The 18504-nt window shown below is 72.1% G+C and carries 12 protein-coding genes; 3 read left to right on the top strand and 9 right to left on the bottom strand.

What is annotated here, in order from left to right; all coding sequences use genetic code 11:
* Positions 1–76: 76 nt before the first annotated feature.
* Together ACLQ2V_RS20485 and ACLQ2V_RS20480 are read right to left on the bottom strand one after the other, a co-directional pair.
* The gene (locus tag ACLQ2V_RS20485) at positions 77–2524 is read right to left on the bottom strand and encodes a non-reducing end alpha-L-arabinofuranosidase family hydrolase (RefSeq protein WP_425720145.1); all 2448 of its coding nucleotides are present in this window, start codon (positions 2522–2524) and stop codon (positions 77–79) included.
* Between the two features lie 225 nt (positions 2525–2749).
* On the bottom strand, positions 2750–5383 hold the full coding sequence (locus ACLQ2V_RS20480; RefSeq protein WP_425720144.1) for a glycoside hydrolase family 9 protein: 2634 nt from the start codon (positions 5381–5383) through the stop codon (positions 2750–2752).
* Between the two features lie 290 nt (positions 5384–5673).
* On the opposite strand from ACLQ2V_RS20480, the gene ACLQ2V_RS20475 reads away from it, so the two are divergent.
* Positions 5674–7239, top strand: a complete 1566-nt coding sequence (locus tag ACLQ2V_RS20475; protein WP_425720143.1) for an aldehyde dehydrogenase family protein — start codon at positions 5674–5676, stop codon at positions 7237–7239.
* On the opposite strand, the gene ACLQ2V_RS20470 is transcribed toward ACLQ2V_RS20475, so the two are convergent.
* Together ACLQ2V_RS20470 and ACLQ2V_RS20465 are read right to left on the bottom strand one after the other, a co-directional pair.
* A complete protein-coding gene (locus ACLQ2V_RS20470; protein ID WP_425720142.1) occupies positions 7224–8300 on the bottom strand; it encodes a GNAT family N-acetyltransferase in 1077 nt (358 codons plus the stop codon). The two genes, ACLQ2V_RS20475 and ACLQ2V_RS20470, sit on opposite strands and share 16 nt — an antisense overlap.
* 189 nt (positions 8301–8489) lie before the next feature.
* Positions 8490–9197, bottom strand: coding sequence for an amino acid-binding protein (locus ACLQ2V_RS20465; RefSeq protein WP_425720141.1), 708 nt, complete (start codon positions 9195–9197; stop codon positions 8490–8492).
* A 149-nt stretch (positions 9198–9346) separates the two neighbouring features.
* Here ACLQ2V_RS20465 and ACLQ2V_RS20460 point away from each other — a divergent pair, with 149 nt between their 5' ends.
* Both ACLQ2V_RS20460 and ACLQ2V_RS20455 read left to right on the top strand, forming a co-directional pair.
* Positions 9347–10426: a phosphotransferase family protein gene (locus ACLQ2V_RS20460; protein WP_425720140.1), complete on the top strand. Its 1080-nt coding sequence runs from the start codon at positions 9347–9349 to the stop codon at positions 10424–10426.
* The gene (locus tag ACLQ2V_RS20455) at positions 10426–11637 is read left to right on the top strand and encodes an acyl-CoA dehydrogenase family protein (RefSeq protein WP_425720139.1); all 1212 of its coding nucleotides are present in this window, start codon (positions 10426–10428) and stop codon (positions 11635–11637) included. The genes ACLQ2V_RS20460 and ACLQ2V_RS20455 overlap by 1 nt, the downstream gene beginning before the upstream one ends.
* A gap of 24 nt (positions 11638–11661) precedes the next feature.
* Here ACLQ2V_RS20455 and ACLQ2V_RS20450 read toward each other — a convergent pair whose 3' ends face one another.
* The 5 genes from ACLQ2V_RS20450 to ACLQ2V_RS20430 form a co-directional block, all read right to left on the bottom strand.
* Positions 11662–12708: a LacI family DNA-binding transcriptional regulator gene (locus ACLQ2V_RS20450; protein ID WP_425720138.1), complete on the bottom strand. Its 1047-nt coding sequence runs from the start codon at positions 12706–12708 to the stop codon at positions 11662–11664.
* A gap of 83 nt (positions 12709–12791) precedes the next feature.
* A complete protein-coding gene (locus tag ACLQ2V_RS20445; protein WP_425720137.1) occupies positions 12792–14225 on the bottom strand; it encodes a GH1 family beta-glucosidase in 1434 nt (477 codons plus the stop codon).
* Complete coding sequence (locus ACLQ2V_RS20440; RefSeq protein ID WP_425720286.1) at positions 14222–15109, bottom strand: carbohydrate ABC transporter permease; 888 nt, start codon at positions 15107–15109, stop codon at positions 14222–14224. The genes ACLQ2V_RS20445 and ACLQ2V_RS20440 overlap by 4 nt, the downstream gene beginning before the upstream one ends.
* 24 nt (positions 15110–15133) lie before the next feature.
* Positions 15134–16120 (bottom strand): carbohydrate ABC transporter permease, encoded by a 987-nt coding sequence (locus ACLQ2V_RS20435; RefSeq protein ID WP_425720136.1) that lies wholly within the window; start codon positions 16118–16120, stop codon positions 15134–15136.
* Positions 16121–16305: 185 nt separating this feature from the next.
* A complete protein-coding gene (locus ACLQ2V_RS20430; protein WP_425720135.1) occupies positions 16306–17619 on the bottom strand; it encodes an ABC transporter substrate-binding protein in 1314 nt (437 codons plus the stop codon).
* Between the last annotated feature and the right edge of the window lie 885 nt (positions 17620–18504).

The raw sequence follows: 18504 nt of genomic DNA, 5'->3' as shown, positions 1-18504 counted from the left end.
GCCCGGCACCGCGCGGTGCCGGGCACGACCCGGGGTGATCAGCGGACGGGCGCGGCCGGTGCCGCCCCTCGTCGCCCTAGCGCTGGAGGGTCAGGACACCCGGCCGCCACGGCAGCAGGTTGTAGTCGCCCCCCGCACTGGGGTTCTTGCCCTGGTAGAGGAACTGCAGGTTGCAGGCGTCGATGGTCTTGGTCTGGTCGGGGTTGTTGCGGACCAGGTCACCGTGGCTGATGTCGTTGGTCCACGTCGCGCCGCTGTTGGCCTTGCCGGCGAAGGGGTTGCTCTCGGTGGCCGCCTGCGGGGTCCACGAGCCGTTCAGGCTGCTCGACGTGAACGACCGGAAGTAGCGGCCCTGCGCACCGATCGCCTCGACGATCATGAGGTACTGGTTCTGGCCCTGCACCTTGTAGACCTCGACGCCCTCGAACAGGTTGTTGGTCGTGTCGGTCATGACCGTCGTGTAGCTCGAGCCGAAGCTGCCCGGGAAGTTCCCGAGCGCCATGCTCGACCGGTAGATCTTGCCATTGTCACCGGCGAAGAAGAGGTACATGTTCTGGTCGTCGCCGATGAGGGTCTGGTCGATCACGCCGTAGGGGGCGTCGGAGAGCGTGGCGGTGGAGAGCGTCTGCGCCGAGGACCAGCCGTTGGCGTTGGTCGGGTCGCTCGACGTCTTGTAGCTGAACGAGGTCGGTCCCCACTGGTACGCCAACACCCAGATGTTCTTCGGGGCGAAGTAGAGCAGCGTGGGCGCCACCGTGCCCTGGCTCATTGCGGTCTGACCGGCCGAGGCCATGTCGGACCAGTTGGTGAACAGGCTGAAGTTCATCGAGCCGTACGAGCCGCTGCTGTTGACGTTCGACGCGTAGACCAGGTGCTTGCCGTTGTAGACCACGTTGGTGAAGTCCTTGACCGAGACCCAGCCGTTCTTCGGGTCGGTCAGCGCGCCGGTCGACGACCAACGGTAGGTCGACGGGAGCGCGCAGTTGCCCGACGGGGGCGGCGTGGTCGTCGGCGGCGGCGTCGTCGGCGGCGGCGTGGTGCCGCCGAAGTCGGTCCGCCACTGCTGGTTGGACTGACCGTGGCAGTCGTAGAGCTGGATCTGCTGGCCGTTGCCGGTGCCCCAGACGTCCAGGCAGCGGCCGGACTGCACGCCGCTGATGGTGCCGTTGGAGTTGATGTTCCACTGCTGGTTCGACTGGCTGTTGCAGTCGTAGATGATGACGCCGGTGCCGTTCGCGGTGCCCGCGCCGTTCGCGTCGAGGCACTTGCTGCCGTAGACCCGCAACTGCTTGTTGCTGGTGTACGTCCACTGCTGGTTCGACTGGCCGTTGCAGTCGTAGAGCTGGACCCGGGTGCCGTTGGTCTGCGTCGCGTTGGGCACGTCGATGCACCGGCTCGACTGCACGCCGACGATCCGGCCGGCACCGCCGCTCGGCGGCGGGCTCGTGGTCGGGGTCGGGGTCGGGGTCGCGGTCGGCCCGGGGGTCGCCGCGTTGAGCGCGTTGAGGACGGAGTTGTAGGCGGCCTTCTTGTTGCCGCTGCCGTCGAAGAGCAGCGGGCTCTCGTTCGAGCGCCAGGAGTCGCTGTCGCGTACGCCCCAGACGGTGATGCCGATGCAGCGCGGCACGTTGAGGCACGCCTGGGTCAGCCCGGCGTACTGGGTGGTGGAGGAGTTGGTGACGTCGACCTCGGTCAGCGCCACGTCCACGCCGAGCGCGGCGAAGCTGGAGAGTGTCGTCTGGAAGTTGCTCGGCAGCGAGCTGCCGCCGGTGAAGTGGGTCTGCAACCCGACGCAGTCGATCGGCACGCCACGGGACTTGAAGTCCTGGATCATGCGGTAGACGCCCTGCGTCTTGCCGTAGGACCAGTTCTCGATGTTGTAGTCGTTGTAGCAGAGCTTGACCGACGGGTCGGCCGCCCGCGCGGTGCGGAACGCCACCTCGATCCAGTCGTTGCCGGTGCCCTGGAGGTTGGAGGAGCGGCGGCTGCCGTCCTCGTTGAACGCCTCGTTGACCACGTCCCAGGCGGCGAGCTTGCCCCGGTAGTGGCCCATCACGCCGTTGATGTGGTCGATCATCGCCTGACGCAGGTTGCTGCCGCTCAGGCTCTGCATCCAACCCGGCTGCTGCGCGTGCCAGGCCAGGGTGTGCCCGCGGACCTTCAGGCCACGCTGGGTCGCCCAGTTGTAGATCTGGTCACCGGAGTTGAAGTTGAACTGGCCCCGCTGGGGCTGCGTCGCGTCCGGCTTCATCTCGTTCTCGGCGGTGATCATGTTGAACTCACGCGCGGCGATCGTGCTGTACGTCGAGTCGCCGAGCCGGCCCGCCGCGATGGCCGTGCCGAAGTACCGGCCCGACTGCGCGGCGGCCGCGCCCAGCGTGGTCGCGGCGGCGTTCGCCGACGGCATCAGCAGCACGGCGGCGGCCAGGGTCACGGTGCCGATCGCGCCGGCGAGCAGCGCTCGGAGTGCGGGCGAGCGCCGTCGCCGACTCGCGCCGCGTTGAACGGATGGGCTCATTGCCATCGTGGCCTCCTTATTGGCCAACGCCCAGGCCGTCCGGGCAGGGACGACTGGACGTCTCGGTTGATAAATCTACATTTATCAATGCTTACATCACTCGTCGGTTCGGGCAACAAGTTTCGGAATAGTTTCGGAAATGTTTTGGCCGCGAGGTGTGGGGTGGGGTGGGGTGGGGTGGGGTGGCCGGCCCCGGGTGCGGTATCGGCCACCCCACGGGTGCAGCGACGGTCAGGAGACGGTGCAGGGGGAGCCGTTGAGGGTGAAGGCCGTGGGCTTCGGGTTGGCGCCGGTGTGGGTGCCGTTGAAGCCGAAGCTGGTCGAGGCCCCCGCCGCCAGCGCCCCGTTGTAGGCGAGGTTCGTCGCGGTGACGGCGGCGCCGGTCTGGGTGACGTTCGCCGACCAGCCCTGGCTCACCTTCTGCCCGGCGTTGGGGAAGGCGAACGCCAGGCTCCAGCCGGTGAGGGCGGTGGTGCCGGTGTTGGTGAGCGTGACGGTGGCGGTGAAGCCGGCGCTCCAGTCGCTGGTGCTGTAGCCGACCTTGCAGCCGGCGGTCGGGGTGGGCGTGCCGGTGGTGGTGACCGTGACGCCGGGTGACGGGGTGGAGGGGTTGCCGGCGGCGTCGAGCGCGACGACGTAGAAGACGTACGCGGTGCCGGGGCTGAGCCCGGTGACGGCGTGGCTGGTGCCGGTGACCGTGGCGAGCAGGGTGTCGGTCGGGGAGGCCTTGCGGTAGACCCGGTACCCGGTGACGCCGACGTTGTCGGTCGACGCCGCCCAGGTCAGGGTGAGCCCGGTCGGGCCGACGGCCGAGGCGGTCGGGGTGCCGGGCACGGTGGGCGCGGTGGTGTCCGCCGGGGTGCCGGTGGGCTCGTCGCCCCAGACCCGGGTGCTGCCGGCGTAGAGGGTGACCTTGCGGTTCGGCCCGGCGGTGGCCTGGTACGACGGGTCGTTGGTCGGATCCCAGGTGCCGCCCTCCGGTACGCCGATCTTGAACTGCACCTCCATCCGGTGCTGCGACTGCCCGGCGGGGGCGATGGTGTGCCCGGTGCAGTCCACCTCGACGTACCAGATGTCGCCGCTGAGCTGCTTGGCGGTCGACGGCGCCGGGCAGCCCTGGGTGTAGCCGGGGGTGACCTGCACCGCGCCGGTGCCCTCGGGGCGGAAGTAGTAGCGGAACCTGCCGTCGGTCAGCGCCCGCGCGGGGAACGCCGACTTGTTGTAGACGATCGCCTTCAGCCCGGTGGCCCGGGGCTCGGCCTGCGTCACCGTGGTCTCCACGGTCAGCTCGTCGAGGTCGGCCTGCTCGGTGCCGGGGAAGCCGGCCAGCGGGGTGCCGCCGTACTCGGCGGCCAGCCGGGCCAGGGCGGAGCTGAAGCCGGCGTTGTAGTCGGTGGCGACCTCGTTCATCACGTAGTCGGAGCGGCTGTCGGTGTAGGCGTCGTTGGCCGCCGAGGGGCCGCCGACCAGCGCGCCGTAGAGGGTGTGCCGGGTCTCGGTGGGCACGGTCTGGCTGTCCCACCAGGAGCCGTGCGCGGTGCGGTGGTGCGGGTTGCGCGGCGGGTTGGCCCCGAAGCCGATGACGTAGCTGGAGTTGCGCGGGTTGTCGCCGAGGGCGTACCCGATCTGGCGGACGGCGAAGTCGTGGTAGCGGGCCTTGCGGGTGGCGTCGGTGGTGCTGTCGCTGTGCACCAGGGCGGCGAAGGAGGTGTTGGCGGCGTAGCGCAGCGCGCCCCAGGAGTCGAGCACCGCCATTCCGCCGGGCGAGTAGGCCACCTTCGACCCGTTGACCCCGACGGTCCACCAGTCCAGCCAGCGGTTGGCGTCGTCGACGTACTTCTGCTTGCCGGTGAGCTTGGCCAGCAGCACGTACGCGCCGAACTGCTTGTTGTCCCAGGCGATGGTCCACTTGTAGGAGCGGGTGGTCGACTGCGGTTCGGTGCCGAGCTTGTCGTACTCGCTCTCGGCCTTGGCCAGGTAGCTGGCGTCGCCGGTGGCCCGGTGCAGCCAGATCGCGCCCCAGACCAGCTCGTCCTGCCAGCCGCTCCACGACTTGTAGAAGGTGCTGGCGTCGGTGATGCACTCGTGGTAGTTCTTCCGCACCGTGTCCGCGAAGGTGTAGAGCTGCCTGGCGTGGCCGAGCAGCTTGTCGGCGTAGGTGACGTCGGTGGGGCGGAAGACCATCGACGACGCGGCCATCGCCGCCGCCGTCTCCCCCGCCAGGTCCGCGCCGCCACAGCTCGCATCGATCTTGTACGCGGGCCGCGCCATCGGCAGCACCTCGGCCGGGCCCCACCACTTGTGGTCGTCGTCGCCCTTGCCGATCTGCCCGTACAGGACGTTCGGGGCGGGGTGCGCCTTGACGAAGTAGTCGTTGACGAAGCGCAGGTTGTCGAGCAGGTGGGTGAGCTGCCCGGAGGCGACGTACCCCGCGCGGTACTCGACCGCGCCCCAGGCCAGCATGGTGGCGCTGAACGCCATCGGGAAGCCGAACTTCACGTGGTCGCCCGCGTCGTACCAGCCGCCGGTGAGGTCCACGCCGACGTCGGCGCCATCGGTGAGCGCGGAGTCCCCGCGCCAGGAGACCCGGTTCCAGGCGGGTTTGCGCCCGGACTGCTGGGCCTCGTAGAAGAACAGCGACTTCTGCAGCGCCTCGGCGTAGTTGAACGCGGGCGCGGCGGCGGGGGTGGCCCGCAGGCTGGCGGCGGGGGCGGCCTGCGGCGCGACGACGCTCACGGCGAGGCCGGCGGCCAGGGCCGCGCCGGCGGCCAGCAGGCGACGCGGCCAGGCCCGGGCACGGCGGGCGCGCGGCGGCGGGTGCTCGGCGGGCCACGACGGCCGGGCGGGCCGGATCGGATCACGCATGGGGCGCTCCTGACGGTGGTGCCCCGGCGACGCCGACCGACGCGGGACGGGCGTCGGGCCTGGTCGGCGGCCGCCGGCGGCGGGTGGTGGGGTTCCGAGGAGGCGCGGGAGCGCTCCCATGGATGTTCGACAATGTATCGAGCCGCTCCCGCTCTTGGGAAGACCGCAGGCCGCTCACGTCCTGGGATACGGGCGTACGGTTGCCGGCCCCCGCATCGACGCGAGACAGTACGGGCCCCCAGCAGTTCCATCGACGCGGCTGCTCCCCCGGTCCACCCTGAGGAGAACCGATGGCCCTCCGACTCGCCGACGGCACCGCCTGGTCCGACACCCTCGCCCGCGCCGTGGCCGCCACCCCCGAGGCCTTCGGGCCCGAGACGGGCGGCGTGACCACCCTGCGCAACCTCGTCGAGGGCGACTGGCGGGCGGTCGGCACCCCGCACCCGGTCCGCACCCCGGTCGACAACACCGTCCTGGTCAACCTGCCCCGGCTCGACGCCGACACCGCCCGCTCCGCCGTCGCCCACGCCGCCGCCGCGCACCGCGACTGGGCCGCCACGCCGCTCGCCGAGCGCAAGGCCCGGGTCACCGACGCCCTGGCCGCCCTCGCCGACCACCGCGACCTGCTGGCCCTGCTGCTGGTCTGGGAGATCGGCAAGCCGTGGCGGCTGGCCTGCGCCGACGTCGACCGGGCCCTGGACGGCGTGCGCTGGTACGTCGGGCAGATCGACCGGATGCTCGCCGACGGCCGCGAGCCGCTGCCCGGCCCGGTCAGCAACATCGCCTCGTGGAACTACCCGATGAGCGTGCTGGTGCACGCCGAGCTGGTGCAGCTGCTGGCCGGCAACGCGGTGATCGCGAAGACCCCGTCGCAGGGCGGGGCGGTCTGCCTCACCGTCGCGCACGCGCTGATGCGCCGCGCCGGGCTCCCCGCCACCCTGGTCAGCGGCGGCGGAGAGGAGCTCTCCGAGGTGCTGGTGCGGGCCCCGCAGGTCGGCGCGGTGGCGTTCGTCGGCGGGCGCTCCAACGGCGGCAAGGTCGCCGCCGCGCTGCTCGACTCCGACAAGCGGCACTTCATCGAGCAGGAGGGCCTCAACGCCTGGGGCGTCTGGGGCTTCTCCCAGTGGGACCTGCTCGCCGGGCACCTGCGCAAGGGCTTCGAGTACGGCAAGCAGCGCTGCACCGCGTACCCCCGGTTCGTGGTGCAGCGCGACCTGGTCGACGAGTTCCTGGACATGTACCTGCCGGTGGTCCGCTCGATCCGGTTCGGCCACCCGCTGGCGGTCGACGAGGGCTGGTCGGCCGGCGACCCGCTGCCCGAGCTGGACTTCGGCCCGCTGATCAGCGCGGCCAAGGCCGACGAGCTACGCCGCAAGGTCGATGAGGCGGTCCGCGGCGGGGCGGTGCCGCTGCACCGGGGCAAGCTGACCGGCGCGCCCTTCCTCGACGGGCAGGACACCTCCGCGTACGTGGCCCCGGCGGTGCTGCTGGCCCCGCCCGGCCGGTCCCGGCTGATGCACGCCGAGCCGTTCGGCCCGGTCGACACGATCGTGGTGGTGGACACCACCGACGAGCTGCTGGCCGCGATGAACGCCTCCAACGGCGCGCTGGTGGCCAGCCTCGCCTGCGACGACGAGGAGCTGGCCGGCAAGCTGGCCGTGGACCTGCAGGCGTTCAAGGTCGGCATCAACAAGCCGCGCTCACGCGGCGACCGCGACGAGCCGTTCGGCGGGCGGGGCGCCTCCTGGAAGGGCGCCTTCGTCGGCGGCGACCTGCTCGTGCAGGCCGTCACCGTCGGCGGCGACGACCGCCTCTACGGCAACTTCCCCGACTACAGCAGCTACCCCACCACCTGAGGCGACTCGGCGGCGACGCTGGTGGTGGCGGCGCTGGTGGCCAGCGGCAGCGTGACGGTGACCAGGCCGCCGTCGCGCTCCGCCGCGCTCGGGCGGGCCAGCCGGGCCAGCGTACGCAGCATCGGCGCGTTCTCCGCCTGGACGTGCAGCAGCACCGCCGCCAGCCCGCCGCGCTCGGCGTGCCCCACCAGCCGGCGCAGCAGGGCCGTGCCGAGCCCGCGCCGCTGCCAGTCGTCGCGCACCAGCAGCGCCGCCTCGGCCTCGTCGCCCTCGGCCAGCAGGTTGGCCATGGCCACGACGGTCGGCTCCGCCGCCGCGCCGGGTTCGGCCGCCGTCGCGACCAGGGTCAGGCCCTGGGTCGGCTCCAGCAGCCGGCGCAGCCGGGCCGGCGCGGGCGACGCGGCCCCGCCCAGGTACCGGCGGTGCCGGGTCCGCGCCGAGCAGCGTCGGTGCAGCTCCAGTACGCCGGGCAGGTCGTCGGCGCCTGCCGGGCGGACGGTCAGCTCGGCACCGTCGGGCAGGACCAGGGTGACCTGGTCGACGGCCCGGCGGGCCACCGTCGCCGCCAATTCGGTCAGCGCCTGGGCCCGCGCGTACTCGGCCGGGGTGAACGTCGGCGCGGCCCGGCGCACCTCGTAGGAGCCGCCGGTCGGATCGGGCAGCGTCAGGGTCGTGCCGTCGATGCCGCCGGCGGCCGGGGCGCAGCGCCAGACGACCTCGTCGGCCGCCAGCAGCGTGGCCAGCGCCGGGCCCGTCGCCTCCGGGTCGCGGACCAGCCCGGTGGCCAGGCCCAGCACCCGGGTCGGCTGGTCGGCCAGGCCGCGCGCCTCGCTGCGCGCCACCCAGCAGTCCCGGCCCCGGCCCCGCGCCACGGCGGCGACCAGCCCCGCCTCGTCGAGCGAGTCGGGCGCGTCGACGAGGAAGTCGTCGACCGCCCCCACCTCGGTGGTGTGCACCTGCACGGTGAGGATGTTGACCCCGCGCAACGCGAGGCTGGCCGTGAGCACCGACAGGTAACCCGGCCGGTCGTCCACGGTGGCTCGGATCCGCCACAGCGCCATGGTTGTCTCCCTTCCTCACCGACGAGGATGACGGGCCGCTGTTGCCGGGCCGTTGCCCGGCGGTGACGACCCGGCGAACCCACTCCAGCCCGGACCCGGCCTCGTCGCCGGGGCGGCGCAGTAGTGCCGGCCCGGCCCCCGCATCGGGGACCGGGCCGGCCGACGAGCCCCGTACCGGGACTCGGTCGATCAACCGCCGGCCGGCACCGGCGGGACGTCCGCCAGGTCGAGCCGGTCGCCGAGGATCACCGCGCTGGCCCGGACGAGCTGGGCGAGGCGGTCCACCTCGGTGGAGTGGAACGCGGCGGGGCTGAGCGCCTCGGCCCGGTCCCGCGCCACCACGAGCACCAGCCCGGCCCGGCCGAACGGCGCGACCGCGTAGTGGGTGCCGTCGGTGCCCGTCAGCTCGCGGGCCCGCAGCGGGGTGACCTCGGGCAGCCGGGCCGGCACGGGGGTACGCCAGCTCGCCCGGGTCACGGTCGCCGCACCGCTGCCGACGCCGGTGCGCGACGCCCAGTCCAGCGGGACCACCGCCGCCACCGCCCAGTCCGCGGCCAGCAGGCCGGGGACCGCGTCGACCAGGGTGGCCAGCCCGTCGGCCGGGTTCCCCGCGACCTGGGCCAGCAACTCGGCGTCCTGCCCGGTGGTGGTCGGCGCGCCGATCGCCCGCCAGAGCCCGTCGACCCGCACCCCCGGGATGGCGGCGAGGCCGGCCAGCAGCCGCTCCACCCGGCCGGCGCCCGGCCAGACCACGGTGAAGTCGTCGACCGCCCGCCCGCCGAGGCGCTCCAGGACGACGACCTGGACGATGTCGGCACCGGAGACGCCGAGTGTCCGGGCCACCTGACCGAGCGTGCCGGGGCGATCCGGCAGGGTCACCCGAACTCTCAGCAGCATGGTCGTCCCTCCGCTCGGCGGGCCGGCGCAGGACGGCCGGCGGGGCTGCCACCAGCCTGGTCGTCGACCGTTTCGCCCCTGTTGCCGTGCCGTGTCCCGGCGGAAAATCCTGCCTTGACAGGACGGCCGAGGTGCCATCAACTATTCGGATGACCGATCCGGCCGCCGTCGATGCGAGCACCGCCTCCGGCGCGGCCGTTCCGAAGGGGCTGGACCTCGACCGGCTCGCCGCGTACCTGGGCGCGCGCCGCCCCGAGCTGGCCGCCGGGCCGCTGCGGGCCCGGCTGATCGCCGGCGGCAAGTCCAACCTGACATACCTGCTGCGCTGCGCCGGCCGGGAGGTGGTGCTGCGCCGCCCCCCGCTCGGGCACGTGCTGGCCACCGCGCACGACATGGGCCGGGAGCACCGGGTCATCTCCGCGCTCGCCCCGACCGCCGTGCCCGTGCCCGAGGCGCTGCTGTTCTGCCCGGACGCCGACGTGATCGGCGCCCCGTTCTACCTGATGGAGCGGGTTGACGGCGAGGTCCTGCGCAGCCGGTCGCAGACCGATCCGCTGACCGACGGGCAGCGCCGCGACCTGGCGATGGCGATGATGGACACCCTCGCCGCCCTGCACACCGTCGACCCCGCCGAGGTCGGGCTCGCCGACTTCGGCCGCCCCGAGGGCTTCCTCGGCCGGCAGGTCCGCCGCTGGGCCGCGCAGCTCGAGGCGTCCCGCAGCCGCCCGCTGCCCGGCGTCGACGAGCTGCGCGACGCGCTCGCCGCCTCGGTGCCCGAGGGCGCGAACGCGGGCCGCGTCGTGCACGGCGACTACCGGCTGGACAACCTCCTCGCCACGGTCGACCCGGTGGCGGTGCGGGCCGTGCTGGACTGGGAGATGGCCACCCTCGGCGATCCGCTGGCCGACCTGGGGCTCCTGCTGACCTACTGGGACGTGCTCGGCGACAGCGACGAGGTGGTGGGCAACCCGGTCGCCGACGGGCTCGGCCCCCGGGCCGGCTTCCCCACCGGGGGCGAGCTGATCGAGCGGTACGCCGGGCGCAGCGACGTCGATGTCGGCCCGCTGCACTGGCACGTCGCCCTGGGCTGCTTCAAGCTCGCGGTGATCTGCGAGGGAATCCACTACCGGCACACCCTCGGGCAGACGCTCGGCGGGGGTTTCGACCGGATCGGCGCGCTGGTGGCGCCGCTGGTCGCGCACGGGCTGCGCGCAGTCAGGGAGAAGTGATGGACTTCGGTTTCGACGCCCGCACCGAGAAGCTGCGCGCCCGGCTGAGCACGTTCCTCGACGAGTGCGTCTACCCGGCGGAGTCGGTGCACGCCGCGCAGGTCGCGGCGGCCGGCGACCCGTGGGCCCGCTCCCCCGTGCTGGAGGAGCTGAAGGCCGAGGCGCGCACCCGGAGCCTGTGGAACCTCTTCCTCCCCGACCCGCGCTACGGCGCCGGGCTGACCAACCTGCAGTACGCGCCGCTGGCCGAGCTGACCGGTCACAGCCCGCACCTGGCCCCGGAGGCGGTCAACTGCGCCGCGCCGGACACCGGCAACATGGAGCTGCTGGCCGAGTTCGGCTCCGCCGCGCAGCGGGAGCGCTGGCTGACGCCGCTGCTCGACGGGGAGATCCGCTCGGCGTTCTGCATGACCGAGCCGGAGGTGGCCTCCTCCGACGCCAGCAACATCGCCACCCGGATCACCCGCGACGGCGACGAGTACGTGATCAACGGCCGCAAGTGGTGGTCGTCGGGGGCGATGGACCCGCGCTGCGAGATCTTCATCGTGATGGGCAAGACCGACCCGCACGCCGACCGGCACCGCCAGCAGAGCATGGTGCTGGTGCCCCGCGACACCCCCGGGGTGACGGTGCGGCGCGGCCTGACGGTCTTCGGCTACAGCGACGCCCCGCACGGCGGGCACGCCGAGATCGACTTCACCGACGTCCGGGTGCCGGCGGCGAACCTGGTCGGCGACGAGGGCGCCGGCTTCGCCATCGCCCAGGCCCGGCTCGGCCCGGGGCGCATCCACCACTGCATGCGGCTGGTCGGCATGGCCGAGCGCGCCCTGGAGCTGCTCTGCCGCCGGGCGAACCAGCGGATCGCCTTCGGCCGTCCGCTCGCCGAGCAGGGCGTGGTGCGGGAGTGGATCGCCGAGTCCCGGGTCCGCATCGAGCAGGCCCGGCTGCTGGTGCTCAAGACCGCCTGGCTGATGGACACCGTCGGCAACAAGGGCGCGCACACCGAGATCCAGGCCATCAAGATCGCCACCCCGGCGATGGCGGAGTGGGTGATCGACAAGGCCATCCAGGCGCACGGCGGCGCGGGCGTCAGCCAGGACACCCCGCTCGCCGCGCTCTGGGCCCAGGCCCGCACCCTCCGCCTGGCCGACGGCCCCGACGAGGTGCACCGCGCCTCGCTGGCCAAACGCGAACTGCGCCGCTGGCCCTGACCTCCGCCCCGCTGCGGCTGCGGGTCAGGCCGACGCGCGCCGGACCATGTGGGTGTCCAGGAGGATGTGGTTGGTGGGGACGTCCACGCCACGGATGCGGGACACCAGCAGGTGCGCCATCTGGCGGCCCATCTCCTCGATCGGCTGGAAGACCGTGGTCAGCGGCGGGTCGGCCTGCCGGGCCACCGGGGCGTCGTCGAAGCCGATGACCGCCACGTCCTCCGGCACCCGCCGGCCGGCCTCGCGCAGCGTACGCAGCGCGCCGAACGCCATCAGGTCGGAGGCGACGAAGACCGCGTCGAGGTCGGGGCAGACCTCCAGCAGCCGGCGCATGCAGGCCGCCCCGCTGCCCTCGCTGAAGTCGCCGTACGTGATCAGGTCGGGGTTGAGGCCGGCGCCGGTGGCCTGGACGGCCTCCCGGTAGCCGGTCAGGCGGGCCAGGCCGGCGCCCATGTCCTGGGGGCCGGCGATGGTGGCGACCCGCCGCCGCCCCCGGGCGTAGAGGTACTCCACCGCGTGCCGGGCGCCGCCGACGTTGTCCACGTCGACGTAGTGCGCCGGCTGGGCGCCGGGTTGCAGCATCCGGGCCGGCCGGCCGCCGAGCACGGTCGGCAGGCCGCGCTCCTCCAGCAGCGTGGGCAGCGGGTCGGCGTCGTGCAGGGAGAGCAGCAGCACCCCGTCGACGTGCTGGTTGGTCAGGTGGTGCTCGACCCGCTCCCGCTCGATCGGCGACTGCACCATGGCCAACCAGAGCTGCAACGGGGTCTCCAGCAGGGCGGAGCTGACCCCCCGGACGATCCCGGCGAAAAACGGCTCGGTGAAGACCCGGTCCCCGGACTCGGAGACGACCAGGGCCACCGAATCCGTACGCTGGGTGACCAACGCGCGGGCCGCCCGGTTCGGCACGTACCCCAGCTCGTCGATGGCCTGCTGCACCGCGGCCCGCGCCTCGGGGCTGACCTGGGGCGAGCCGTTGACCACCCGGGAGACCGTGCCGCGCCCGACGCCGGCGCGAGCGGCGACCGCGTCGAGGGTCGGGCGCCCGAGCGACCGGGTGCGCTGCGTTGTCATTCTCTGCTCCTCCGACGTGGGCGGCCCGGCTCGCCCCCGACGGGGGTGGGCGCCGGGTCCGCCCGTCACTGGCTGGCCCTCGCCTATTGTGCGGCCAGACCGTTGCGTCGGATCACCTCGGCGTACCACCTGGCGCTGGACTTGGGGATGCGAGTCTGGCTGTCGTAGTCGACGTACACCAGCCCGAAACGTTTGCCGTAACCCCAGGCCCATTCGAAATTATCCAACAGTGACCAGGCGAAGTATCCGCGCAGGGGCACCCCGGAGCCGATCGCCGCGTGCGCCGCCCGCAGGTGCGAGTCGAGGTAGGCCATCCGGTCGGTGTCGTCCACCCGACCGTCGACGACCGTGTCGACGAACGCCGCCCCGTTCTCGGTGACGTAGAGCGGCAGCTCGGTGTACTCCCGGTGCACCCGTTGCAGGGTCTCGACCAGCCCGGGGGCGTCGATCTCCCAGTTCATGTCGGTCACCGGGACGCCCCGGGTGACGAAGCGGACGTCCTCGCTGCCCGGCCAGCAGGTCGGCGCCCGCCAGTACGCCTCCGGGGCGGCCCCCGGCACCGGCGCGGCGACCACGTGCCGGCTGTAGTAGTTGATCCCCAGCAGGTCCAGCGGCGTCGAGATGGTCGCCAGGTCGCCGTCGCGCACGTGGCCGAAGTCCGTCACCGCCGCCAGGTCCGCCCGCAGGTCCTGCGGGTACGACCCGCGCAGCACCGGGTCGAGGAAGAACCGGTTGGCCAGCGCGTCGATCCGGCGGGCCGCGTCGGCGTCGCCGGGGGCGTCGGTGGCGGGGGTCACCGGGTAGAGGTTCACCGTGATGCCGAGCCGGGCGTCCGGGTGCGACGCCCGCAGCGCCTGCACGGCGAGGCCGTGCCCGAGCATCAGGTGGTGCCCGGCGCGGACCGCGTCCGCCGGGTCGGAGCGCCCCGGCGCGTGCGCCCCCGAGCCGTACCCGAGGAACGCCGAGCACCACGGCTCGTTCAGCGTGGTCCAGTTGTGCACCCGGTCGCCGAGCGCGTCGGCGACGAGCTGGGCGTAGTCGGCGAAGCGGGCCGCGGTGTCCCGGGCCGGCCAGCCGCCGGCGTCCTCCAGCGGCTGGGGCAGGTCCCAGTGGTAGAGGGTCAGCCAGGGCTCGATGCCCCAGCCGAGCAGCTCGTCGACCAGCCGGCGGTAGAAGTCCAACCCCGCGGAGTTGGCCGCCCCCGAGCCGCCGGGCTGCACCCGGGGCCAGGAGACCGAGAAACGGTACGACCGCAGCCCCAGCTCGGCCATCAGGCGTACGTCGTCGGGCATCCGGTGGTAGTGGTCGCAGGCCACGTCGCCGGTGTGCCCGCCGACGGTCCGCCCCGGGGTGTGGCTGAAGGTGTCCCAGATCGACGGGGTGCGCCCGTCGTCGGCGGCGGCCCCCTCGATCTGGTACGCGGCGGTCGCCGCCCCCCACAGGAAGTCCGGCGGGAAGGTCAACTCCCCGCCGGCGTCGAGCAGGCCGAGGGTGGGCCGGTGGTGGGGAACGGTCACGACTTGACGGCGCCTTCCATGATCCCGCCGATGATCTGGCGGCCGAAGAGGACGAAGATGACGAAGAGCGGAAGCGTCGCGATCAACGTACCCGCGAAGATCTGGGAGTTGTCCGCGAAGTACGCCGTGTTGAGGCTGCGCAGCGAGATCTGCACCGTCGGGTTGGCCGGGTCGGCGAGCACCACGAAGGGCCAGAAGAACTGGTTCCACTGCTCCATGAAGGTGAGCAGGCCGAGCACCGCCGCCGCCGGCCGCAGCGCGGGCACGACCACGTGCCAGTAGACCCGCCAGGTGGAGCAGCCGTCGACCCGGGCCGCCTCGATCAGCTCGTTGGGGACGGCCTGCTCGGCGTACTGGCGCATCATGAAGATGCCGAAGCCGCCGATGAGGAACGGCACCGTGACCGACGGCATGGTGTTGAGCCATTCGAGCTTGGCCATCAGGATGTACAGCGGCAGCACGCCGAGCTGGATCGGCACCATCATCGAGGCGAGGATGACCAGCAGCATCGCGTTCTTGCCCCGGAAGCGCAGCTTCGCGAAGGCGAAGCCGGCCAGGGAGCCGAAGAAGACGGTGGCGACGGTGATCGTTCCGGAGACCAGGAACGAGTTCATCAGCCCCTTGACGATGTTGGCGTCACCGTTGGCCAGCACCCGTTGGATGTTCTCGCCGAGCTTGCCGCCGGGCAGGAACGGCGGCGGCCAGGAGTTCGCCGCGTCGTTCGTCCGGGACGCGATGACGATCATCCAGTAGAACGGAAAGAGGGAGAGGATCACGCCGAGGACCAGCCCGACCCAGGTCAGCGGGGTGGCCTTCCAGAGCCGGTCGGCCTTGTGCGACTCGCGCGGCGGCTTGCCGGCCGGGCGTACGGGCGGGCGGAGCATCGTGGTCGTCATCTGGCGCAACCCTCACTTGTCCGAGCTGATGCGGCGGGCGAGCAGGTAGTTCACCAGCGACACCAGGGCGATGAGCAGGAACAACACCAGCGCGACGGCACCGGCGTACCCCCAGCGGAAGCGGGTGTTCATCACGTCGAGCAGGTACATGGTGATGGTCTGGAACTGGCCCTCGGAGCCGCCGGAGATGCCCCCGGCGCCGCTGGTGAACAGCAGCGGCTCGGTGAAGAGCTGCAACCCGCCGATGGTCGAGACGATCAGCGTGAAGATGATCGTCGGGCGGAGCTGCGGGATGGTGATCGACCAGAACTGCCGGCGGCGCGACGCGCCGTCCAGCGACGCCGCCTCGTACATGTCCTTGCTGATCGACTGCATGGCCGCCAGGTAGATCAGGGCGTTGTAGCCGACCCAGCGCCAGTCGACCATGGTGGAGACGGCGAACCAGGAGGCGAGGCGGTTGGCCCGCCAGTCGATCGGTTCGATGCCGACCAGGTCGAGCAGCCAGTTGATCAGGCCGAACTCCTTGGCGTAGAGCATCGAGAAGATCAGCGCGACCACGGCGGTGGAGGTGATGATCGGCATCGCGATGGCCATGCGGAAGAACGTCTGCGCCCGCAGCTTCCGGTTCAGCGCGTTGGCCAGCACCAGCGCGATCGCGAGCTGCGGCACGGTGGAGAGGGCGAACATGCCGAACGTGTTGACCACGGCGTTCCAGAACTGGGGGTCCTGGGTCAGCAGCTCGACGAAGTTGTCCAGCCCGACGAAGCTGATCGTCTCGTTCATCGGCGACCGGTCGGTCAGCGCGATCCAGACGGTGTAGATGATCGGGTACGCGCTGAAGATCCCGAAGATCACGAAGAACGGCAGGATGTAGAGGTACGGGGAGTACCTGAGGTCCAGCCGGCTCAGGCGGGCCGAACGAGTGTTCGCGGCACCGGCCGGGCGGGCGGGGTCACTGCCCCGGCCGGGGGGCGCTGCGGTGTCAAGGTCCAGGCTCATCGACGGTCCTTCTCGTCGGTCGGCGCGACCCGTCGCGGGGGCGGCGCCGGGGGCTTACCGGCCGGCCGCGCGGGCGGCACCGGGGGCTTACCGGCCGGCCGCGGGGGCGGTGCCGGGGTTCAGCGGGCACCGCGGGTGGCGCCGACAGCCGTACTGTCGACGCCACCCGCGGTGGATCCGGCCGGTCACTTGCCGGCGGCTGCGCCGTTCTTCAGCGCCGACTGCCACTGCTCGTCGGCGGACTTGCCCTGCTCGACGGCGCGCAGGGTGTTCTCCACGGCGGTACGCACCGCGTTGTTCTTCGGGCCGAGGTAGACCGGCTTCAGCTCGCTCGCGCCGGCGGCGAAGATCTTGCCGACCGGGGCGTTGGTGAAGTACTCGTTGGTCGAGTCGGCCACGGCCGGGTCGGCCAGGGCCTGCGGCGACGAGGGCAGGTTGCCGACCTTCTTGAACGCCTCGATCTGGCCCTTGGCGCTGGTCAGGAACTTCACCAGCTCGGCGGCCTCCTTGGCGTGCTTGCTGGACTTCGGCACCCCGAGGAAGGAGCCGCCCCAGTTGCCGCCGTTGCCGGGGGCCTTGGCGACGTCCCACTTGCCGGCCCCCGCGTCGCCGGCCTGGCCCTTGATGACACCGGTCATCCAGGCGGGGCAGGCGGCCGTGGCGAAGGTGGCGTTCTTGAAGCCGGCGTTCCACTCGTTCGAGAACGACTGGAGGTTGTTCGACAGCCCGGCACCGATCATCTTGGTGGTCAGGTCGTACGCGGTCTTGACGTCCGGGTTCTCGCCGATGACCAGCTTGTTGCTCTTGTCGTAGTAGGTGTAGCCGGTGCCGGCACCCGCCGTCTGCATCAGCACGACGTTGTAGAAGTTGGTCGCCGAGTCGATGAACTTGTGCTTCTTGTCCTTCTCGGCGAACTTCTGGCCGGCGGCGATGAACTGGTCCCAGGTCGGCCAGAGCGCGCCGACCTGCTCGCGGTCGGTGGGCAGACCGGCGGCCTTGAACAGGTCGCTGCGGTAGCAGAGCGCCATCGAGCCGACGTCGGTGCCGAGGCCGAGGACCTTGCCGTCCGGGGTGGTGCCCTGCTCCCACTTCCACGGCAGGAAGTTGCTCTTGATGTCGTTCGCGCCGTGGTCGGCCAGGTTCACGAACTTGCCGGCCTGGGCGTAGAACTGCACGATCGTGCCCTCTTCGAGGGCGACCACGTCACCGGCGCCGGAACCCGCGGTGATCTGCTGGGTGAGGCGGGTGTTGTAGTCGGTCAGACCCAGGCCCTTGCCGCGCTCCTGGATCTTGATGTTCGGGTGCTCCTGCTCGTACTGCTTGTACAGCTCTTCGTAGCCGAAGCCCTGGTCGCCGAAGACGTCGACGACCAGGGTGATCGGACCATCGCTCGCGGTCGAGTCCGACGAGTCGTCGCCGCAGGCGGCGGTGGTGGCGATCACCGCGACGGACGCGAGCGCGATGGCCGCGAGCCGTCGACGACGGATTGGGACGCTCATCCGAGACCCCTCTTTCGATGTGAGGCTGGGTGTCAGTGGTGGGGGTGCGCTGTTGCCGGTGCCGGCTCGTGCGCCATCGACGGGACGGTCCCCGGGATGACGCCCGGCGCGGTCGCGGAAAGTACCCGCTGTCGATGCCGGGAGCGCTCCCATGAGATTGGAGGAGAGCCCGACGAGTGTCAATCACCCTTTGGGAGCGTTCCCAGATCGTTACCGGCAGATGTCGCCCGATCGCCCCGCGCGTTTTTCCGTGCGGCGTCGGCCCACGGGGGACGCCCGGGGCGGGACGGGGCAGGCCCCGACGTCGGCCGGCCCGGCGTGGGACGCCAGGGCGGGGTGCCCGGGGCGGGGTGGGGGCCTGCGCGGGATTGCCCCGAGTTGGGCAGGACGGGCGGGGCGGGCGGCCTGGGTGTGACGGCCGGCATCGTGGGGGCGGAACATCGGCTGGCCCGGGGTGGTTACACATGGCGGACGAGCGAGCAGGGCCCCTCCGGGCCGCCCCACGCTCCCGACCTCCCCATGGCGACGACATCATCGCCGCACCACCCGACCGAGAGCATGGCGAAGGCCGGTGTGACCGCCCACGCGAGTGCGGCAGGCGCTGCGGTTCGGGACGCTATGGAGCTGAGTCGTTTACGACATCGGGTTGCGCTGCGTGTCCCCGCGCGGCGCGGACGCGTCGCACGTGATCCGGCGTCGCCCGGGGTGAGTCGTTCACTACGGTCGCCTCGGGTGAGTCGTTTGCGACATCAGCTCCATAGCGTCCGCGAGAGGTGTCCCCGACCGGGGAGAAGTTGTCTCCGGCCAGGCGTGATCGCCTTGTGGAATGCGGGCGGGTCGCCGGTGGTTACACCTGGACCCCGTCACCACAGCCCGACCCCGCCA

The organism is Micromonospora sp. DT233 (genome assembly GCF_049841815.1).
In the GTDB taxonomy this organism is placed as follows: Bacteria; Actinomycetota; Actinomycetes; order Mycobacteriales; family Micromonosporaceae; genus Micromonospora.
The sequence above is the reverse complement of the archived record's forward strand: the minus strand, read 5'-3'. Positions and strand labels throughout refer to the sequence as shown.

Bases quoted from the DNA above. Each gene is read 5' to 3' on its own strand.
- ACLQ2V_RS20485 (WP_425720145.1), bottom strand. From the start codon at position 2,524: ATGGCAATGAGCCCATCCGTTCAACGCGGCGCGAGTCGGCGACGGCGC.
- ACLQ2V_RS20480 (WP_425720144.1), bottom strand. From the start codon at position 5,383: ATGCGTGATCCGATCCGGCCCGCCCGGCCGTCGTGGCCCGCCGAGCAC.
- ACLQ2V_RS20475 (WP_425720143.1), top strand. From the start codon at position 5,674: ATGGCCCTCCGACTCGCCGACGGCACCGCCTGGTCCGACACCCTCGCC.
- ACLQ2V_RS20470 (WP_425720142.1), bottom strand. From the start codon at position 8,300: ATGGCGCTGTGGCGGATCCGAGCCACCGTGGACGACCGGCCGGGTTAC.
- ACLQ2V_RS20465 (WP_425720141.1), bottom strand. From the start codon at position 9,197: ATGCTGCTGAGAGTTCGGGTGACCCTGCCGGATCGCCCCGGCACGCTC.
- ACLQ2V_RS20460 (WP_425720140.1), top strand. From the start codon at position 9,347: ATGACCGATCCGGCCGCCGTCGATGCGAGCACCGCCTCCGGCGCGGCC.
- ACLQ2V_RS20455 (WP_425720139.1), top strand. From the start codon at position 10,426: ATGGACTTCGGTTTCGACGCCCGCACCGAGAAGCTGCGCGCCCGGCTG.
- ACLQ2V_RS20450 (WP_425720138.1), bottom strand. From the start codon at position 12,708: ATGACAACGCAGCGCACCCGGTCGCTCGGGCGCCCGACCCTCGACGCG.
- ACLQ2V_RS20440 (WP_425720286.1), bottom strand. From the start codon at position 15,109: ATGCTCCGCCCGCCCGTACGCCCGGCCGGCAAGCCGCCGCGCGAGTCG.
- ACLQ2V_RS20435 (WP_425720136.1), bottom strand. From the start codon at position 16,120: ATGAGCCTGGACCTTGACACCGCAGCGCCCCCCGGCCGGGGCAGTGAC.
- ACLQ2V_RS20430 (WP_425720135.1), bottom strand. From the start codon at position 17,619: ATGAGCGTCCCAATCCGTCGTCGACGGCTCGCGGCCATCGCGCTCGCG.